This is a genomic window from Bradyrhizobium sp. SRL28 (genome assembly GCF_018596315.1).
GTDB lineage: Bacteria > Pseudomonadota > Alphaproteobacteria > Rhizobiales > Xanthobacteraceae > Bradyrhizobium.
In genome coordinates, this window is sequence record NZ_JAHEAG010000012.1 from 97,561 (window position 1) to 115,320 (window position 17,760).

The following is a 17,760-nucleotide window of genomic DNA, read 5'->3' on the forward strand; positions in this document are numbered from 1 at the left end:
GTGACGCCATGAGCGGCCTCGATATCTTCGCATGGATCGTCCTGATCATCCTGATCGCGAGTGCCATCGCGGTGTTCTGCATCGCCGGTTGGCTGCCCGGCCATATCGCGAAGGCGCGCGGCCACCCTTACGCGCAGGCGGTGACGGTGGCGGGCTGGATCACCCTGATCTGCGGCTTTGCGCTGTGGCCGATCGCGCTGATCTGGGCCTATGTCGACGTGCCGGCGCCCCGCAAGGCGGAGTCTCAGCCATGATGATCGCCCTGATGGCCGTTTACCTGACGCTGCTGTTTGCGATCGTGCAGCTCGGCATCGTCCGTTTCAACCTGTTCTGGAAGGCCTCGCCCTTCATTGTGCTCCTGCTGCTGAATCTCGGCCTGTTCATCCCGATGGGATGGGGCGCACCGCAGGGTTCCGCGCTGGTGGTGCGAAACTCGGTCGCCATCGTGCCTGATGTTGCGGGAGAAGTTACCGACGTGCCGGTCACCGCAAATGAGCCGCTGAAGTCGGGCGACGTGCTCTTTAAAATTGATCCTACGCCGTACGATGCCCAGGTCAGGGCCATCAACGCACAGCTCAAACTATCGGACCTCAGGCTGTCGCAGATGACGCAATTGTACGAGCGCGACTCCGGCCGACGTTTTGATGTCGAGCAACGTCAGTCCGAGGTCGATCAGCTCAGGGCGCAATTGGACGGCGCGCAGTGGAATCTGGACAAGACTATCGTCCGCGCGCCGGCCGACGGTTACGTCACCAACCTTGCGCTGCGCAAGGGCGCACGCGTCGCCAACCTGCCGCTGTCGCCGGTCATGGCGTTCATCGACACTTCCAACACCATCATCGGCGTGGAGATCGCGCAGATCAATGCGCGCTATATCGCACCGGGACAGGAGGCCGAGCTCACCTTCAAGTTCAAGCCGGGGCAGGTCTATTCCGGAAAAGTCGAAAGCGTTCTGCAGGCCATCGCGCCAGGACAGACGCAGACATCGGGCACCGCCGTGATGCCGAAGGAGGTCCAGTCGGCGCCGTTCGTGGTGCGGGTCAAGCTCGATGATGAAGACTTTGCGCGCCGGCTGCCCGCGGGCAGCACCGGCACGGCGGCGATCTTTACCGAGCATGTCAAGGTCAGCCACATCATTCGCCGCGTGCTGCTCCGGCAGATCGCGATTCTGAACTACGTCAATCCGTTCTGAGCTAGAGCATGATCCGGAAAAGTGGATACCGGTTTTCCCTCGCGACAAACGCGGAACGCGTTTGCGCGGAGATCATGCTCAAATCAAAGAGGTAGAGTGGGATGACGTTTCGAAGAAAAGTCATCCCACTCTACGGCGCTTTCACGTGCATCGGTCGGCGCGGCGCTGGATGTTCAGGCGCAGCCGGCGAGAACGCCAGCGTGCTGCTTGCCCGCAAACAAATTGGCAGAGGTGCTTAAGGCCGCCGGCGTGGACAGATCGCTCCGTAAACACACACGATTTCAATAAGTTAGATCGATTCCGGGAACGAGAAACAGGTCGATTTCGACGGACAAAGATTACCTCCGACGAAACAAATGAAACAATCGGCGACATCACCCGGAAAAACTCAGCCCCTATACCTATAATCACCAACGCAACGCCAACACCAGCGCCGAACAGGAGAGCGAACATGCTGAAGCCGTCCTTCCGCTTTTTCATCGTCCCGCTCGGCGCCGTCGCGACCCTGGCCACCCTGTCGGCCCAGAACGTCCAGCCCCGCGCGCAGCGCGATAGCGGTTCGACGTTCGTGCGTGAACAGGTGGTCGATTGCGGCACCAGAAGTCCCAAGGAGATCTGCGTGATCTCCTACGACAGCGAGACCCCCCGCTGAATTTCTGACCACCCAAGCTCTAGACCTCCCAAGTGACCTCCAACGACCCGGCCGGGATGCCCCCCAGCCGGGTCGCTCTGTTTTTGGCGTCCGATTTCGCGTACGCGATGTGAAAGCCGCACGAAGAAGTGACATCACTCGCTTGCTGCCGACGCAGCGTCCCTGGCGTCCGCCCCGATTCTACCGTTATTGGGCGGCGCTATATGCGACCTATCTTCGACCAGAACGGCAAAATCGTATGCCAGCACGAACAGATCAGCCGCGCCCTCGCATGGCTGCCGAACGCTGCGTCCCGAGAACAGGCAACCCTGACTTGTCGTATTGCAACCGCACTGCTTGCTGCTTGACGCGGCTACGCCGCTCGTGATGTTTGCCGCCGACGATGGATGCTGTGGCAAACGAGAATGAAGTCAGATTGCGCAAGGGTACGTCGCTCAATGAGCGGCTCGTTCTCGCGGGCATTGCCGTAGTGGTGTGCCTGATCGCCCTGCCCGGCCTCGCCCATCTGGCAAATGACCAATGGCTCGGCATCGCCGCGCTGTTTGCGCTGTTGTTCGGGTGCCTTCTGCTGGGCGCAGCCCTGTTCGATCGCAACGTCGTCTGGATCGTTACATCAGGCGAAATCCTGATCGGCGAACAGCGTCCCTTCGGGAAACTGCACCGAAGATCGATCAGGGACGATGAACTATCGGGGATGCGTCTTCGCAGGAGCATCGGCAAATCAGTCGAATTCACCCTCGTGTTCGAGACCGGATCGGGAGATACACTCACCTCGCCTCCACTGCCTGACATCACCCAGGTGCAACGAACCATCGTGCAGATTGCGCAGCTACTTCAGTTGCCTGCTCCCGAATTGGTCGAAAATCCGCTCGACGCCGCGAATGCGGCGATACGACTGGGCAAGCCGGTCAGTTCCAAACGCGTACGAGCCTACAGGGCTCTCGTCGTGCTGCTTGCCTGCTCGCTGGCCATTCCACTCATCTTCGCGCTCTGGAGCGGCAAATTGTCCGCCCTCGGAATCGCTGTCGGGTCATTCGGCGGGATCATGGCCTTTTTGCTGATCAGGCACCTCTATCGGGCGAGTGGATGCTGGATTGTCCGTGATGGCGACCTCAGGATTGAGCGCCTGTCATTGAAGGGTACGATCGAGGTCATAACCGCCGGCGGTGAAGACGTCGCGGTGATTGATGTCGAAAGCGGCGGCCGGCGCGCCTCCCACTACGCGATCGCGATCCGGCTCCACTCGGGAAGAAAGATCCGCAGCCCGGTGCTGGTCGGCAAGGACCAGACCCGCGCCGTGCAGGCCGAGATCACCAGGCGACTGAGGCTGAATCGATCGGGTGCAAGATAGGGGCCGCACGTCTGTTCCGCGCACGGCGCGGGTACAATCCGCCTCGGGGCGTGATAAGGTACACGCCTGGTTCGGCGCAATTTTCGAAAACTGTAATTCCTTTTTCGAAAGCTATCGCGCCCGACGAAACTGCGACAGGTGGTGCCGATGTTCGAAGGCTGGGATGCGGTCGTATTGGCCCGGGCGCAGTTTGCCTTCACGATGTCGTTCCACATCATATTCCCCGCCTTCTCGATCGGGCTCGCCAGCTATCTGGCGGTACTCGAGGCGCTGTGGCTTTGGACCGGGCGCGAGGTCTTCATCAACCTGTTCAACTACTGGCTAAAAATCTTTGCCGTCGCCTTCGGCATGGGCGTGGTGTCGGGCATCGTGATGTCCTACCAGTTCGGCACCAACTGGTCGGCCTTCTCCGACAAGACCGGCCCGGTGATCGGCCCGCTGATGGCCTATGAGGTTTTGACCGCGTTCTTCCTGGAAGCAGGCTTCCTCGGCGTGATGCTGTTCGGCCTGCAGCGCGTCGGTCCAAAACTGCATTTTCTGGCGACGCTGATGGTCGCGATCGGCACGCTGATTTCGGCGTTCTGGATTCTATCCGCCAATTCCTGGATGCAGACGCCGACAGGGCACGCCATCAATGCCGACGGACAATTCATCGCCGCCGACTGGCTCAAGGTGATTTTCAATCCGTCATTCCCCTACCGCCTCGTGCACATGGTGCTGGCGGCCTATCTGACCACCGCGCTGGTGGTCGGCGCGGTCGGCGCATATCACCTGCTGCGCGACCGCCACCTCGCCGGCCCGCGCGTGATGTTTTCGATGGCGATGTGGATGGCCACTTTGGTCGCGCCGATCCAGATCATCGCCGGCGATCAGCACGGGCTCAACACGCTGGAGCATCAACCCGTGAAGATCATGGCGATGGAAGGTCACTTCCAAAGCCACAAGGACGGCGCGCCCCTGATCCTGTTCGGCCTGCCCAACCAGGCGGCCGGCAGGGTCGACTACGCGATCGAAGTGCCGAAGCTGGGCTCACTCATTCTCAAGCACTCCCCGGACGCGCCGATGGCCGGCCTCGACACGGTGCCGCGCGAAAACTGGCCGCCGGTGGCGATCACGTTCTGGTCGTTCCGGATCATGGTCGGCATGGGGTTGCTCATGCTGGCGCTCGGCCTGTTCAGCCTGTTGATGCGCGTGCAGGGCAAGCTCTACGATTCCCGGCTGCTGCACATGTTTGCGGTCGCGATGGCTCCCGCAGGCTTCATCGCCGTGCTCGCGGGCTGGATCACCACCGAGACCGGACGCCAGCCGTTCACGGTCTATGGATTGCTGCGCACGGCTGAATCCGCCTCGCCGCTGGCGGCGCCCGCGGTCGCCTCCTCGCTGATCGCCTTCATCATCGTCTATTTCGTCGTGTTCACGGCCGGCGTGATCTATCTGCTGCGCCTGATGGCGGCCCCGCCGCATCCGGGCGAACAGGGACCGTCGTCCGACGTCCCGATCCGCACCGCCGGCATCACGCCCGCCGCGGGCGCGGCTGCCGAGGGAGCCGCCCGATGATCGCAATCGACCTCGCAATCGTCTGGGCCTTCATCATCGCCTTTGCCGTGTTCGTCTATGTCGTGATGGACGGCTTCGACCTCGGTCTCGGCATCCTGTTCCCGCTCTTTCCCGAGAAACGGGATCGTGACGTCATCATGAACAGCGTCGCCCCGGTCTGGGACGGCAACGAAACCTGGCTCGTTCTTGGCGGCGGCGGCCTGATGGCGGCGTTCCCGCTGGCCTATGCCGTGCTGATGCCGGCGCTTTACACACCAATGATCGCGATGCTGCTCGGGCTGGTGTTTCGCGGCGTCGCCTTCGAATTCCGCTGGCGCACGACAAGGGAGCGCAACCGCTGGGATGCCGCGTTCTTCGGCGGATCCCTGCTGGCGACGCTGGCGCAGGGCATCGCGCTCGGCGCCATCCTGCAAGGCATCCACGTCTCGGGCCGTCAGTATGCCGGCGGGTGGTGGGACTGGCTGACGCCGTTCAGCATCCTGACCGGCGTGGCGCTGGTGATCGGCTATGCGCTGCTCGGCGCGACATGGCTGGTGATGAAGACGGAAGGCGAATTGCGCGACCGCGCCTATCATCTGAGCTGGGTCCTGTTGCTCGCGATGCTCGGGGCCATCGGCGCGGTGAGCATTGCGACGCCGTTCCTCCATGTGCAGTACACGCACCGCTGGTTCAGTTGGCCAAACATCCTGCTGACCGCGCCGGTGCCGGTCGCGGTGGCTGGGATCACCGTGTTGTTGCTGCGCAGTCTCGCCAACAAATACGACTACCAGCCCTTCTTCCTGACCCTGGCGCTGTTCGCGCTGTCCTATGCCGGGCTCGGCATCAGCATGTTTCCCTATATCGTGCCGCAGAGCATCACGATCTGGCAGGCGGCGGCGCCGGAGAACAGCCAGATCTTCATGCTGTTCGGCGTCGCCGTGCTGATCCCGCTGATCCTCGGCTATACCGCCTGGGCCTATTGGGTGTTTCGCGGCAAGGTCAAGCCTGAGAGCGGATACCATTGACCCAGATCAAGCCAAGCCCGCGCCCATTGACACAGCGTTTGCTGTGGTTCGTTGCCCTGTGGCTTGGCGGCGTCGGCACCGTGACGCTGATTTCGTTTTGCCTGCGGCTGTGGATAGCGCCGAAATAGGCGAAATCTGAATATCCCACGAATAGGGCGGTTGGCGGAAATAGAAGACATTTCAGTCACCTATCCGCCTCATTCGCCCTAAACTTGCCATCAAGCTGGCCCTGAGATTTGATGGTTCCGCTAATTGGCCAACGCGCCGCGAGGAGAGTTTTGCGATGACGAAATTTCGGCACCTGATCTGGATGGTGATCGCTGCAGGCGGTCTGGTCCTTTCGGCCCCGCTGAGCCAGGCGCAGACGCGGCAGCCCGACGTCGGCGACCAGCCGGGGCTCATCGCGGATGATTCCGTCGAGCTCGATCCGCAGTTCAGGAAGACCGCGGTGCTCTATCGCACCAACGAGGCGCCGGGTACCATCATCGTCGTCACCGCCGAGCGCCATCTCTACCTGATCCAGGGCAACGGCCGCGCGCTGCGCTACGGCATCGGCGTCGGCCGTGAAGGATTTCAATGGCAGGGGCTCGTGAACATCACGCGCAAGGCGGAGTGGCCGGACTGGACGCCGCCGCCGGAGATGATCGCGCGCCAGCCCTATCTGCCGCGCTTCATGGCCGGCGGCCCGGGCAACCCGCTCGGCGCCCGCGCGATGTATCTCGGCACCACCATCTACCGCATCCACGGCACCAACCGGCCTGACACCATCGGCACCGCCGTCTCTTCCGGCTGCTTCCGCCTGGTCAACGCCGACGTCGCCGATCTCTACGAGCGCGTGCCTGTCGGCACCAAGGTAATCATCCGGCAAAAGCCGGAACTGTAATTGCGCGGCTCCTCCCGCCGATCCATTTCCCTGAAATTGTGAGTTGAAAAAATGCTACGGACATTTCGAGGCGGCCTCCTCATCGGGCTGGCGGTCGCAATCGCGATCGCGGCCGCTGCAATCACTTATGAACGTTACGATACCAAGACGTTGAAGCGCACCATCCGCCGCGGCGACGTGCTGTGCGGCGTCAACAAGGGCCTGCCCGGCTTCTCGATTCCCGACGAAAAGGGCGACTGGACCGGCTTCGACGTCGATTTCTGCCGCGCGGTGGCCGCGGCGATCTTCGACGATCCGAAGAAGGCGAAGTTCGTACCGCTCGACGCCAGCGAGCGCTTCAAGGAGCTGCAGAGCCGCAAGGTCGACATCCTCTCCCGCAACACGACCTGGAGCATGTCGCGCGAAAGCAACTACGCTCTCTACTTCCCGGCGGTCGCCTATTATGACGGCCAGGGATTCATGCTGCCGCGCTCGCGCAACATCGATTCCGCGCTGGACCTCAACAACAGCAAGGTTTGCGTGCAGGAAGGGACGACGACGGTGCTCAACGTCGCCGACCACTTCCGCGCCAACAATATGAAATACACGGAGGTCAAGTTTTCCAAGCTGGAAGACGTGCTCAAGGCCTATGAATCCGGCAAGTGCGACACCTTCACCGCCGACGTCTCCCAGCTCTACGCACTCCGGTTGAACCTGATCCAGCCGAGCGACCATGTCATCCTGCCCGACGTCATCTCCAAGGAGCCGCTCGCGCCCGTGGTGCGTCAGCGCGACGACGACTGGATGATGATCGTGAAGTGGACGCTGTATGCGATGATTAACGCCGAGGAACTCGGCATCACCTCGAAGAACATCGACGAGGCGCTGAAGTCGAAGAAGCCCGACGTGATGCGGCTGGTCGGCACCGAAGGCGCTTATGGCGAAGACCTCGGCCTGCCCAAGGACTGGGCCGCCCGCATCATCCGCCATGTCGGCAATTACGGCGAGGTCTACGAGCGCAATGTCGGCGAAGGATCGAAGCTGAAGATCCCGCGCGGGCTGAATTCGCTCTGGAGCAACGGCGGCATCCAGTACGCCCCGCCGATCCGATAGGGCATTTCGCTAGCCACATACACTACTGTCGTCGCCCGGCTTGACCGGGCGATCCAGTATTCCAGAGACGTCGGTGATTGACCGAGAGGCCGCGGCGTACTGGATCACCCGCCCCAGTGCGCAATAGCGCACAAGGCGGGTGATGACATGGGTGGGTGAGGCGCAGCGCGCGCCTCGAAATGAAGATCAATAGCTCTTCATCCGCGCCAACTGATCAGCGTGGTAATTGCTGTCGCCAAACAATTCCTGGCAAACCCGCGCGCGCTTCATGAAGAAGCCGATGTCGAACTGGTCGGTCATGCCCATGCCGCCATGCATCTGCACGCCCTCCTGCACCGCCAGCGTCGCCGTCGTGCCGGCGCGGGCCTTTGCGACTGCGACGGCCGCGCTTGCGTGCTCGAAATCACCGTCCAGCGTCTGCAGCGCCTTCAACACCGCAGCGCGGGTGATCTCAATGTCGATGTAAAGCTGGGCAGCGCGGTGCTGCAGCGCCTGGAATTCGCCGATCAGTTTGCCGAACTGCTTGCGCTCCTTCAGGTAGGTGACGGTGCGGCCGAACACCTCCTCGCTCAAGCCCACCATTTCGGAGGCCACCGCACCGCGGCCGATATTGAGTACACCCTCCAGCAGCGCCCCGCCCTGATCGACCTCGCCGAGCACATGATCCGCGTCGACCTCGACATTGGCGAATTCGATTCTGGCGGCGTTGTGCGCATCGACCATCACGGTGCGTTCGATCGCGACGCCTTTGGCCTTGGGATCGACCAGGAACAGCGTCAGCCCGTTGCGCTCGCCGGCAGCGCCGCCGGTGCGGCCAGCGACGATCAGGAGATCGGCGACGTGGCCGTCGACCACGAGAGCCTTGGCGCCGCTCAGCTTGAAACCGTTGCCGGAGCGGACAGCCTGCAGTTTGGTCTGCAGCGGGCGATGCTTTGCGCCTTCATCGACCGCGAGCGCGGCCAGCAGCGAGCCGTCCGCAATCTTCGGCAGATGTGCTGATTTCTGCGCGTCGCTGCCGCCGCGCGCCAGCGCGGATACCGCCAGCACCGCGGTCGAGAGAAACGGCGACGGCATCAGGCTGCGGCCGATTTCCTCCATCACCACGCCGGCCTCGACATAGCCGAGTCCGCTACCACCGAAATTTTCGGGGACCAGCAGGCCGGAAAAGCCCATCTCGGCAAACGCCTTCCAGAGGTCGCGGGAAAAGCCCGTGGCGTCCTTGCTGTCGCGCAAGCTGCGCAGATGCGACACCGGCGCCTTGTCGCTGATAAGGCCGCGCGCGCTGTCGCGCAGCATGGATTGTTCTTCGGTGAGGACGAGTGCCATTGAGAAATCCGTTTCAAAAGAGAATTGAGCTACTTCGTCGTCCCTGCGAAAGCAGGGACCCATACGCCGCGGCCTATCGAGTAGGAATGGAGCTGACGTCACAATCAATACTCAAACAGCGGTGGTTATGGGTCCCTGCTTTCGCAGGGACGACGAGGGAGAAGGCTTGGGCGCTCACGCCCCCGGCAGATCGAGGATGCGCTTGGCGACGATGCCGAGCATCACCTCGGAAGTGCCGCCTTCGATCGAGTTGGCCTTGGTGCGCAGCCAGGCGCGCGGGCGAGCGCCGCCTCTGGAACGCTCGCTTTCCCATTCCAGCGCATCGATGCCGCCGGCCGACATCAGGATTTCGTGGCGGCGCTTGTTGAGCTCGGTGCCGTAATATTTCATCGCCGAGGAAAACGCCGGATGCGACTGCCCGGCTTTCGCCAGATCGACCGCGCGTTCGGCCGCCGCGCCAAGTGCCGCCTCGTCGATTTCGAAGGTCGATATCTGGCTGCGCAGCATCGCGTCTTCCAGCCGGCCCTGCTCGTCGGCACCGACGGAATCGGCGGCCACCTGGCCAAGCGGCCGGCCGACGCCGCGCTCGCCCATGCCTGAGATCATCGCACGCTCATGCTGCAGCAGGTATTTCGCGACATCCCAGCCGCGGTTGACGGTGCCGACCACATGCGATTTCGGCACGCGCACATTGTCGAAGAAGGTTTCGCAGAACGGCGAATAGCCCGAGATCAGGAGGATGGGCTTGGTCGAGACGCCCTTCGAGGCCATGTCGAACAGGATAAAACTGATGCCGTCATGCTTTTTGGCCGCGGGATCGGTCCGCACCAGGCAGAAGATCCAGTCGGCGTAGTTCGCATACGACGTCCAGATCTTCTGACCGTTGATGACGTAATCATCGCCGTCGCTCTCGGCGCGGGTCTGCAGCGAGGCGAGGTCCGATCCGGCGTTCGGCTCGGAATAGCCCTGACACCAGCGGATAAGGCCCGCGGCGATCTTGGGCAGATGTTCCTGCTTCTGCGCTTCGTTGCCGTACTTCAACAGCGCCGGCCCGAGCATCCAGATGCCGAAGCTCGACAACGGCGAGCGCGCGCTCATTGCCGCCATCTCCTCGCGCAGCACCTTGTGCTCGGCGCGATCGAGCCCTCCGCCGCCATATTCCTTCGGCCAGTCCGGCACGGTCCAGCCCTTGTCGCGCATCCGCTCGAACCAGATGCGCTGCGGCTCGGACGAGAATTTTGCGTTACGGCCACCCCAATAGGTGTCGTTCTCCGAGATCATCGGACGCCGCATCTCCGGCGGGCAGTTGGCCTCCAGCCAGGCGCGGGTTTCATGGCGGAATGTTTCCAGATCGGACATGATGGCGTTTCCATGTGGGATGTTGGAGATGACCTTAGCCCTCGCGTTGCGGAATTCAATATATGTCTGACGTCAGCCCATGCTGCGCCGACGGTGGTCATGACGCCCGATCGGGTGTATGCGCAAAGCCGTAACGATTGAAAAACAAGAGGAAACGGGCATGCGGCTGAAATTGCTTTCGCCTGGCGAAATGAGCGCCGAACAAAAAGAAACCTACGACGAAGCGATATCCGGCAAGCGCGGCGCCCCGCCGGCGCCGATGATGGCCTGGCTCAACAGCCCGGACATGGCGCGGCATGCCACGCGCCTGGGCGAGCAGCTGCGTTTCAACACGATTTTTCCCGCAAAGCTTTCCGAGATCGCGATCCTCGTTACCGCCCGGCACTGGACCTCGCATTACGAATGGTTCGCGCACAAGCGCCTGGCGCTGAAGGGCGGCATGGATCCCAAAATCATCGAGGACATAAGGGATCGCCGCACGCCGACGTTTGATGATCCGAAGGGCCAGATGATCTACGACGTCGCCAAGTCGCTGCATGAAGGCCATGGCGTGTCACAGGCGCTGTACGACGAAGCCGTGAAGGTGCTCAGCGAACGTGGCGTGGTCGAGGTCATCGGACTGTGCGGCTACTACACCATGGTGTCGATGACGCTGAACACGTTCGAGTTCGGGCTGCCGGACGGCGAGGTGTCGGATCTTGTGTGAACGCAGGCGGTGACTACGTGTCCCGGACGCGGTGCAGCGCCCTTGGCGCTGCTCCGCAGAGCCGGGACCCATGCCGGCCACACCCAGTATAGGCCCCGGCCTAGCAGCGCATCGCTAGCGCGCTGCGCAGCATCCGGGGCACGCCAGCGCTCAAAGGGAGACAACATGCCCCAGACCCCACCCATCATATCAGGCACCCGGATCGGGCATGTCCATCTCAAGGTCGCCGATCTCGAGCGCGCGCTGGGGTTCTACTGCGGCGTGCTCGGTTTTGAGGTGATGCAACGGATGGACTCTGGTGCCGCGTTCATTTCGGCCGGCGGCTATCACCACCACATCGGGCTCAACACCTGGGAAAGCAAAGGCGGCCATCCGCCGCCGCCGGGCACCACCGGGCTGTTTCACACCGCCATTCTCTATCCCACGCGGCCGGCGCTGGCGGATGCGCTGTATCGCGTGATCGAGGCCGGCATCGAGCTTGACGGCGCCAGCGATCACGGCGTCAGCGAGGCGCTGTATTTGCGCGATCCCGACCAGAATGGCGTCGAGCTCTACCGCGACCGGCCGAAGGAAGAATGGCCGCGCGCGCCGGATGGATCGCTGGCGATGTTCACGAAAAGGCTGGATCTGGAGGATTTGCTGCGGCAGCGGGGAAGCGTAGAACCGTAGCCCGGATGAAGCGCAGCGAAATCCTGGGCCTGTGCACGCCGGATGAACGATTCCCGGATTGCGCGGAGCCTGTCATCGGGCGCGCATTCGCGCGACCCGTTGGCTCCATCCGGGCTACGCGCTTTTTCCGCGCCCGCGTATCATCACCAGCACTGCCGCCGTCAACTCCACCGCGATGCAGCCATAGAACGGCAGCGTATAGCTTCCCGACAAATCGTGCAGCAATCCGACCACGCCGGGCCCGAACGCGTAGGTGATCTGGTTGATCGCCGTAATCAAACTGACCAGCACGCCGAACGAACGCGGGTCGAACTCGCGCTGCACGATCAGCGCCGGCAGCGTGATCAGGTTGCCGACCGAGAAGCCAAACAGCGCGCAGGCGGCGAACAGCGCGTAATCATGATGCACGTTGATGACGATCAGAAGCGCGATCGCCTGGCTGACAAAGGAGAGCGCGGACGCCAGCCGCTGGTTCATCCGGTCGATCACGAAGGAAAACAGCACGCGGCCGACCACCGCCATCGCCGTCAATAGCGCCATCGCAATCGCCGCGCGTTCGCGTCCGATCACCGAATCCAGAAACGCGATCAGATGCACGATGAAGCCGACCTGTGCGAACAGTACCAGTGCGAACGCCGCTGATACCGAGAGGAAGCCGATATCGCGAAAGGCGCGTGCGCGAATTTGCGTCGGCGACGGCGCGTCCGCGGCCTCGATATCGCCTGCGCTCGCATGAACCGGCGGCCGTCCGACGGACAGCAGGATCACCGGAACCATCACCGCGACCATCACCACGGCGGAAGCGGTCATCGCGCCGGAAAAGCCGAAATAGCCGATCGCCATGATCAGCAGCGGCACGCCGACGATGCCGCCAAAGCTCGCGCCGTTCAGCGCCAGGCTGATCGCCATGCCGCGCTTGTTGTCGAACCAGAGGCCGAGCACGTTGGTGATGATGCCGAGGCTGGTGCCGGCCCAGCCGAAGGCGAGCACGGCATTGGCGAGGTAAAGCTGCCAGGGTTCCCGCACCTGACCGATCGAGGCCGCGGCCGCGGCCATCGCCAACGTTCCCGCGACCAGGCAATTGCGCGGGCCGAACGCCTTGATGGCTTCGCTGACGAACGCGACCAGCGCGGCGCCGAACAGATAGAAGAATGTGGTGCCGGACGAGATCAGCGATGCCGGCCAGCCGTGCAGCCGCTGCAGCTCGGCGACATAGACGCTCTGGCCATAGAAGCCGAGCCCCCAGCCGAACGTCGCCAGCAGGAAACAGACGACGACGATGCGCCAGCCCTCGTAGCGGATCGAGGTTTCGTCGCGGGGGGTGAAGTTGAGAGCGTCCAAAAGAGGCCTCTTCGTTTCTGTCGCGTCCGTGCCGCGTTTGCCCGGCACATGTCGGCAACAGCGAACAGAGCTGCAAGGGTTATCAATTCGACGGACACCGAACTGTCAGCAGATGGCAGCTATGCGGCAGGCTTCGACGGATCGTAGAAGAACCGCTCGCGAAATACGCGGTCGCCGCGCCATTCCTGCAGCGCGACCTCGTCGAAGCGACCGGTCTTGCCGGAATGATAGACGAATTCGAACACCCAGTTGATTGCGACGCGATCGCCCTCGACCACCGAGGCCACGCAGGTCGACGTCACGCTCTTGACCCGTTCCAGCACCGCGCGCTCATGCGCCACCAGGAGATCGCGGCCGACGCGCGGCGGAGCGGCATTCTCCTGCATGCTGGCGTCCTCGGTGTAGAAACGTTCGATCGCCCCCGCATGATCGCCGGAGACGACGGCTGCAATGAACTCATCAAGACGGGCGCGCGTCGGCATGGAGCCTCCAGCAATTGAAATCAAAGATCAGATACCCGAACCGGGAATCTCGTTGACCAGCTGCAATTTCGCGCGCCGCTTGGCGAACGACGCCAACAAGAGAACGGCAAGGCCGAGCAGCACCGGCGGAAACACCACCATGTTTACCATCGACCAGCCGTAATGCGCCAGCAACTGGCCGGACGAGAACGACCCCAGCGCCATCATCCCGAACACCAGGAAATCGTTGAAGGCCTGCACCTTGTTGCGTTCCTGCGGCCGATGCGTCTCCAGCACCAGTGCGGAGGCGCCGATGAAAGCAAAGTTCCACCCCACCCCGAGCACAATCAGCGTCGCCCAGAAATGCATCGCGGTGATGCCGGCAAGGCCGATTCCCGCCGCGGCCGCCTCGAGCAGCAGGCCGAGCGCAACGATTTTCGGCGCGCCGAAGCGCGCAATCAGCGAGCCCGTGAAGAAGCTCGGCCCGTACATCGCCACGATGTGCCACTGAATGCCGAAATTGGAATCGCTGACGGTCAGTCCGCACATCTTCATGGCGAGCGGCGCCGAGGTCATCACGAGGTTCATCATGGGGTAGGCGATCACCCCGCACAGCGCCGCCGCAATGAAGCGCGGCTGCCGCGCGATCTCGAACAGCGGCCGGCCGCCATGCATATCCGACGGCGCCGGCTTCGGCGCATCGACGCCCCACAGCACCGCCATCGCCACCAGCGCGACGAAGGCCTGCACCACGAAGCTGAAGGCAAACAGGTAAGGCGGCCAGATGTCCATGGTCCACTGCACGAGCTGCGGACCGAGCACGCCGGCGAACACGCCGCCCGCCATCACCCACGACACGGCCTTGGGCCGGAACGCGGTGCTGGCGCCGTCGGCGGCGGCAAAACGATAGGACTGCGCGACCGCGCCGTAGAGACCGCCGAGAAACGTCGCGCCGCAGAACAGCCAGAACGAAGCGTACAGGACGGCGATTGCGGCGAGCGCGCCGGTCAGCACGCCGCAGAACGTACCGATGATGAAGGCGATGCGGCGGCCATAGGCCCGCGAGATCGCGCCGGTCGGCAGCGTGCCGGCGGCGAGCCCCAGCACATACATCGAGAGCGGCACGGTGGCGAATGAGATGCTCGGCGCCAACGTCGCGCCGACGATCGAGCCGGTGGCGAAAATGACAGCCGAATTGGCGCCGGTCAGTGCCTGCGCCGCGGCGAGCCGCAGCACATTGGCGCGCGCGCGTGCGTCATCGGCGATCTCTTGGGTAGCAGTCGTATCCAGCATCGGCCTTCCCGCCCCGGCAGGCCCCGGGCGGGGAGCCTCATTGATTCAATGCGGGGGCACTATGAAGACGCGAAGCGGTGCGATCAACCGGCGCAAACGGGAGCGCGCTATGCGAGGGGCGCACATTGGACAGCGCGCGGACAACAGCCTACATCGAGGTCGCCCCGATCATGCCTATTGCGGTACAAGCGACCGGTGTTTCTGGAGTTCAAGCCATTTCTGGAGTTCAAGTATGGCAATCGACGACAGGCCGACCATCGCCGCGCCCGACGATGATCCCTATCTCTGGCTCGAGGAAATCGAAGGCGAACGCGCGCTCGACTTCGTCGACCGGCAAAGCCGGCTGACGCTGGAAACCTTCGGCGGCCGGCAATTCGAGGCGGATCGCGATACGCTCGCGGCGATCTACGACCGAAGCGACAACATTCCCTATGTCACGCGCCACGGCGGGCTCGTCTATAATCTCTGGAAGGATGCCAAAAATCCGCGCGGCGTCTGGCGGCGTACCACGCTTGCAGACTTTCGCAACGCGGAGCCGGGCTGGGAGACGCTGCTGGACATCGACCGCCTCGCCACCGAAGAGGACAAGGATTGGCTGCTCAACTGGACACAGCCGCTGCCGGGAAACTCGCGCGTGATCGTGTCCCTTTCGAAAGGCGGCAGCGACGCGGTAACGCTGCGGGAATTCGATCTGGATACCAAGGCTTTTGTCGCCGACGGCTTCACCTTGCCGGAAGCCAAGAGCGGGGTCGAATGGATCGACGCCGACACGCTGCTGCTTTCGAGCGCCCTTGGCGAGGGCATGGCGACAACTTCCGGCTATGCGAGAACGGTCCGGCTGTGGCGCCGCGGCGAGCCCGTGGAACGAGCGCCGGTGCTGTTCGAAGTGCCGGCCGATCGGATGGCCGCGTACTGCAGCGTCGATGACACCGGGCCAACACCGCGGATGTGGTTCATCGATCGGATCGATTTCTTCCATCAGAATCTCTGGCTCGGCACCGAGGCCGGTCCACACACGAAACTCGACTTGCCGACCGACATCTGGCTGGAAGCACATCAGGACTGGCTGGCCGTGAAATTGCGCGGCGCCTGGACGGTCGCGGGCAGGACCTATGCGCCGGACAGCGTGCTCGGCATTTCGCTCTCGGCCTTCCTGGCCGGCGACCGCAACTTCACCATTGTTTTCGAGCCGCAGCCACGGCGGGCGTTACAGGGCTTTTTCTGGACGGCCGGCAAACTCGTCTTGTCGATCCTCGACGAATTGCGCCCGGTGTTCGAAATCTGCACGCCGTCGGCAAGCGGCTGGACGCGCGCGAGACTGCAGGACCTTCCCGAAATCGGCGTGGTTGATGTCTGGCGTCTCGACCGTCACGAAGCCGAGAGCAATGGCGACCTGCTGGCCAACGTGCAGGATCCGGTTACGCCGCCGTCGCTGCTGCTGATCGAGGGCGTCGCCAGCCCCGCTCTATTGAAACAGGCGCCGAAGACCTTTTCCGCCGACGGACTCATCGTCACCAGCCACGAAGCGATTTCGGTGGACGGCGAGCGCATTCCCTATGTGCAGACCGGCCCCGCCACCGAGACCGGCAACGCACCGGTCTATATGAGCGCCTATGGCGGCTTCGGCCTTGCCGTAAAACCATATTACAGCTCCGCACTCGGCAAACTCTGGCTGGAGCGCGGCGGCACCACGGTGCAGGCCAATATCCGCGGCGGCGGCGAGTTCGGCACGCGCTGGCATGATGCCGGTCGTTACGACGGAAAACGGCTGGCGCATGATGATTTCGCGGCGGTTGCCGCCGACCTCGTGAAACGCGGCGTGACGCGCGCCGACAGAATTGCCGCCGAAGGCGGATCGAACGGCGGCATCCTGATCACCAACATGCTGGTGCGCTACCCCGAAAGATTCGGCGCGCTGTTCTGCACGATTCCTTTGATCGACATGCGCCGCTACACAAAGCTGCTCGCGGGTGCAAGCTGGATCGCGGAATATGGCGATCCCGACAAGCCCGCGGAGTGGGAGTGGCTGAAAACCTATTCCGCCTATCACGCCGCAACGCCGGGCCAGAACTACCCGCCGATCCTGCTCGCCACCACGCGCCGCGACGATCGCGTGCATCCCGGCCACGCCCGCAAGATGGCGGCCAAGCTGGGATACGAAGCCTGGTTCTACGAGCCGGCGGCCGGCGGTCACGGCTACGGCAAGGACAACCGCGAGCGCGCGGGGTTCATCGTGCTGGGATATACATTCCTGAGGAACAAGATCGGCTGGGCGGATAACGCCGCGTAGCGCTTCGCTATCGGCGTCCGAATGTGAGGCTAAAATCCACGTCCTTTCACGGCCGCTTCTTGCCCGATTTCCTTTCGGCTCGCACCGCACCGGTCTTGTGGACCTTTGAGCGAGGATCCGCGACGCCGGGGCGCGGGAAGCCCGGACTCCAATCAAGCGCAATCGTGGCGGCGAAGCCGAAGAAGCTGGAGCGGCTCATGCCGAACTCCGTGGCGCGCTTGTCGATCCGCGCAATCAGGCTCTTCGGCAAATAGACATTCACCCGTTCGGACGGATCGGGCGGATCGACCCCGACAATGAAGTAGGCGACGACGTCCGCGCCCTTGGGCAAGGCGATCTGCTCGATCGGCGTCGGCTCCGGCAGCGGCCTGCCCTGCTCTGCCATTCCATCCAGCGCTCGCGCCAGCGCATCCTCTGCTCTTTCGATCGCCTCTTCCTGCGATCGCCCGCCGGCAACGCAGCCCGGAAAATCGGGAAACCACGCGCCGAGCGCGCCGCGCGGACCGCGCTCCAGCACTGCCGGATAAAGCCGCTTTTTCAATCTGGCCTCCATACGACTGTTATGCTATTTAACACACACGCCG

The 17,760-nt window shown here is 63.1% G+C and carries 18 protein-coding genes; 12 read left to right on the forward strand and 6 right to left on the reverse strand.

Annotation, left to right across the window (positions count from 1 at the left end; genetic code table 11):
* Positions 1-8 precede the first annotated feature (8 nt).
* The 9 genes from KIP88_RS23260 to KIP88_RS23300 all read left to right on the forward strand — a co-directional run bounded on the left by KIP88_RS23260 (position 9) and on the right by KIP88_RS23300 (position 7,731).
* Positions 9-254 carry a DUF3302 domain-containing protein gene (locus KIP88_RS23260; protein WP_214490317.1) on the forward strand — a complete coding sequence of 82 codons (246 nt, stop codon included), beginning with the start codon at positions 9-11 and terminating at the stop codon, positions 252-254.
* Positions 251-1,192 (forward strand): HlyD family secretion protein, encoded by a 942-nt coding sequence (locus KIP88_RS23265; RefSeq protein WP_214490318.1) that lies wholly within the window; start codon positions 251-253, stop codon positions 1,190-1,192. The genes KIP88_RS23260 and KIP88_RS23265 overlap by 4 nt, the downstream gene beginning before the upstream one ends.
* A 451-nt stretch (positions 1,193-1,643) precedes the next feature.
* A complete protein-coding gene (locus KIP88_RS23270; RefSeq protein ID WP_214490319.1) occupies positions 1,644-1,844 on the forward strand; it encodes a hypothetical protein in 201 nt (66 codons plus the stop codon).
* A 391-nt stretch (positions 1,845-2,235) separates the two neighbouring features.
* A complete protein-coding gene (locus KIP88_RS23275) occupies positions 2,236-3,195 on the forward strand; it encodes a hypothetical protein (protein WP_214490320.1) in 960 nt (319 codons plus the stop codon).
* 147 nt (positions 3,196-3,342) lie between these two features.
* Positions 3,343-4,752 carry a cytochrome ubiquinol oxidase subunit I gene (locus KIP88_RS23280; protein WP_214490321.1) on the forward strand — a complete coding sequence of 470 codons (1,410 nt, stop codon included), beginning with the start codon at positions 3,343-3,345 and terminating at the stop codon, positions 4,750-4,752.
* Complete coding sequence (cydB, locus tag KIP88_RS23285) at positions 4,749-5,756, forward strand: cytochrome d ubiquinol oxidase subunit II (RefSeq protein ID WP_249790962.1); 1,008 nt, start codon at positions 4,749-4,751, stop codon at positions 5,754-5,756. The genes KIP88_RS23280 and cydB overlap by 4 nt, the downstream gene beginning before the upstream one ends.
* Positions 5,753-5,884: a DUF2474 domain-containing protein gene (locus tag KIP88_RS23290; RefSeq protein ID WP_214490322.1), complete on the forward strand. Its 132-nt coding sequence runs from the start codon at positions 5,753-5,755 to the stop codon at positions 5,882-5,884. The genes cydB and KIP88_RS23290 overlap by 4 nt, the downstream gene beginning before the upstream one ends.
* 155 nt (positions 5,885-6,039) lie before the next feature.
* On the forward strand, positions 6,040-6,639 hold the full coding sequence (locus KIP88_RS23295; RefSeq protein WP_214490323.1) for a L,D-transpeptidase: 600 nt from the start codon (positions 6,040-6,042) through the stop codon (positions 6,637-6,639).
* Between the two features lie 51 nt (positions 6,640-6,690).
* A complete protein-coding gene (locus KIP88_RS23300) occupies positions 6,691-7,731 on the forward strand; it encodes an amino acid ABC transporter substrate-binding protein (protein ID WP_214490324.1) in 1,041 nt (346 codons plus the stop codon).
* A 186-nt stretch (positions 7,732-7,917) separates the two neighbouring features.
* Here KIP88_RS23300 and KIP88_RS23305 read toward each other — a convergent pair whose 3' ends face one another.
* Together KIP88_RS23305 and KIP88_RS23310 are read right to left on the reverse strand one after the other, a co-directional pair.
* Positions 7,918-9,057 carry an acyl-CoA dehydrogenase family protein gene (locus tag KIP88_RS23305; RefSeq protein WP_214490325.1) on the reverse strand — a complete coding sequence of 380 codons (1,140 nt, stop codon included), beginning with the start codon at positions 9,055-9,057 and terminating at the stop codon, positions 7,918-7,920.
* Between the two features lie 174 nt (positions 9,058-9,231).
* Positions 9,232-10,416 (reverse strand): acyl-CoA dehydrogenase family protein, encoded by a 1,185-nt coding sequence (locus KIP88_RS23310; protein WP_214490326.1) that lies wholly within the window; start codon positions 10,414-10,416, stop codon positions 9,232-9,234.
* Between the two features lie 160 nt (positions 10,417-10,576).
* Between KIP88_RS23310 and KIP88_RS23315 the strand changes: the two genes are divergently transcribed.
* Both KIP88_RS23315 and KIP88_RS23320 read left to right on the forward strand, forming a co-directional pair.
* Positions 10,577-11,122 carry a carboxymuconolactone decarboxylase family protein gene (locus tag KIP88_RS23315; protein WP_214490327.1) on the forward strand — a complete coding sequence of 182 codons (546 nt, stop codon included), beginning with the start codon at positions 10,577-10,579 and terminating at the stop codon, positions 11,120-11,122.
* 165 nt (positions 11,123-11,287) lie between these two features.
* Complete coding sequence (locus tag KIP88_RS23320; protein WP_214490328.1) at positions 11,288-11,791, forward strand: VOC family protein; 504 nt, start codon at positions 11,288-11,290, stop codon at positions 11,789-11,791.
* A 114-nt stretch (positions 11,792-11,905) separates the two neighbouring features.
* Here KIP88_RS23320 and KIP88_RS23325 read toward each other — a convergent pair whose 3' ends face one another.
* The 3 genes from KIP88_RS23325 to KIP88_RS23335 all read right to left on the reverse strand — a co-directional run bounded on the left by KIP88_RS23325 (position 11,906) and on the right by KIP88_RS23335 (position 14,886).
* The gene (locus KIP88_RS23325) at positions 11,906-13,132 is read right to left on the reverse strand and encodes an MFS transporter (protein WP_214490329.1); all 1,227 of its coding nucleotides are present in this window, start codon (positions 13,130-13,132) and stop codon (positions 11,906-11,908) included.
* A 119-nt stretch (positions 13,133-13,251) separates the two neighbouring features.
* Entirely contained in the window at positions 13,252-13,614 is a 363-nt protein-coding gene (locus KIP88_RS23330) for a nuclear transport factor 2 family protein (RefSeq protein WP_214490330.1), read from the reverse strand.
* 27 nt (positions 13,615-13,641) lie between these two features.
* Positions 13,642-14,886, reverse strand: a complete 1,245-nt coding sequence (locus KIP88_RS23335; RefSeq protein WP_214490331.1) for an MFS transporter — start codon at positions 14,884-14,886, stop codon at positions 13,642-13,644.
* Between the two features lie 232 nt (positions 14,887-15,118).
* On the opposite strand from KIP88_RS23335, the gene KIP88_RS23340 reads away from it, so the two are divergent.
* Positions 15,119-17,176, forward strand: coding sequence for a prolyl oligopeptidase family protein (locus tag KIP88_RS23340; protein ID WP_214490332.1), 2,058 nt, complete (start codon positions 15,119-15,121; stop codon positions 17,174-17,176).
* Between the two features lie 46 nt (positions 17,177-17,222).
* On the opposite strand, the gene KIP88_RS23345 is transcribed toward KIP88_RS23340, so the two are convergent.
* Complete coding sequence (locus tag KIP88_RS23345; RefSeq protein ID WP_214490333.1) at positions 17,223-17,717, reverse strand: type II toxin-antitoxin system HicB family antitoxin; 495 nt, start codon at positions 17,715-17,717, stop codon at positions 17,223-17,225.
* Positions 17,718-17,760: the final 43 nt, after the last annotated feature.

Coding starts and splice junctions, on each gene's coding strand:
- KIP88_RS23260 (WP_214490317.1), top strand. CDS start 9: ATGAGCGGCCTCGATATCTTCGCATGGATCGTCCTGATCATCCTGATC.
- KIP88_RS23265 (WP_214490318.1), top strand. CDS start 251: ATGATGATCGCCCTGATGGCCGTTTACCTGACGCTGCTGTTTGCGATC.
- KIP88_RS23270 (WP_214490319.1), top strand. CDS start 1,644: ATGCTGAAGCCGTCCTTCCGCTTTTTCATCGTCCCGCTCGGCGCCGTC.
- KIP88_RS23280 (WP_214490321.1), top strand. CDS start 3,343: ATGTTCGAAGGCTGGGATGCGGTCGTATTGGCCCGGGCGCAGTTTGCC.
- cydB (WP_249790962.1), top strand. CDS start 4,749: ATGATCGCAATCGACCTCGCAATCGTCTGGGCCTTCATCATCGCCTTT.
- KIP88_RS23295 (WP_214490323.1), top strand. CDS start 6,040: ATGACGAAATTTCGGCACCTGATCTGGATGGTGATCGCTGCAGGCGGT.
- KIP88_RS23300 (WP_214490324.1), top strand. CDS start 6,691: ATGCTACGGACATTTCGAGGCGGCCTCCTCATCGGGCTGGCGGTCGCA.
- KIP88_RS23305 (WP_214490325.1), bottom strand. CDS start 9,057: ATGGCACTCGTCCTCACCGAAGAACAATCCATGCTGCGCGACAGCGCG.
- KIP88_RS23310 (WP_214490326.1), bottom strand. CDS start 10,416: ATGTCCGATCTGGAAACATTCCGCCATGAAACCCGCGCCTGGCTGGAG.
- KIP88_RS23315 (WP_214490327.1), top strand. CDS start 10,577: ATGCGGCTGAAATTGCTTTCGCCTGGCGAAATGAGCGCCGAACAAAAA.
- KIP88_RS23320 (WP_214490328.1), top strand. CDS start 11,288: ATGCCCCAGACCCCACCCATCATATCAGGCACCCGGATCGGGCATGTC.
- KIP88_RS23330 (WP_214490330.1), bottom strand. CDS start 13,614: ATGCCGACGCGCGCCCGTCTTGATGAGTTCATTGCAGCCGTCGTCTCC.
- KIP88_RS23335 (WP_214490331.1), bottom strand. CDS start 14,886: ATGCTGGATACGACTGCTACCCAAGAGATCGCCGATGACGCACGCGCG.
- KIP88_RS23340 (WP_214490332.1), top strand. CDS start 15,119: ATGGCAATCGACGACAGGCCGACCATCGCCGCGCCCGACGATGATCCC.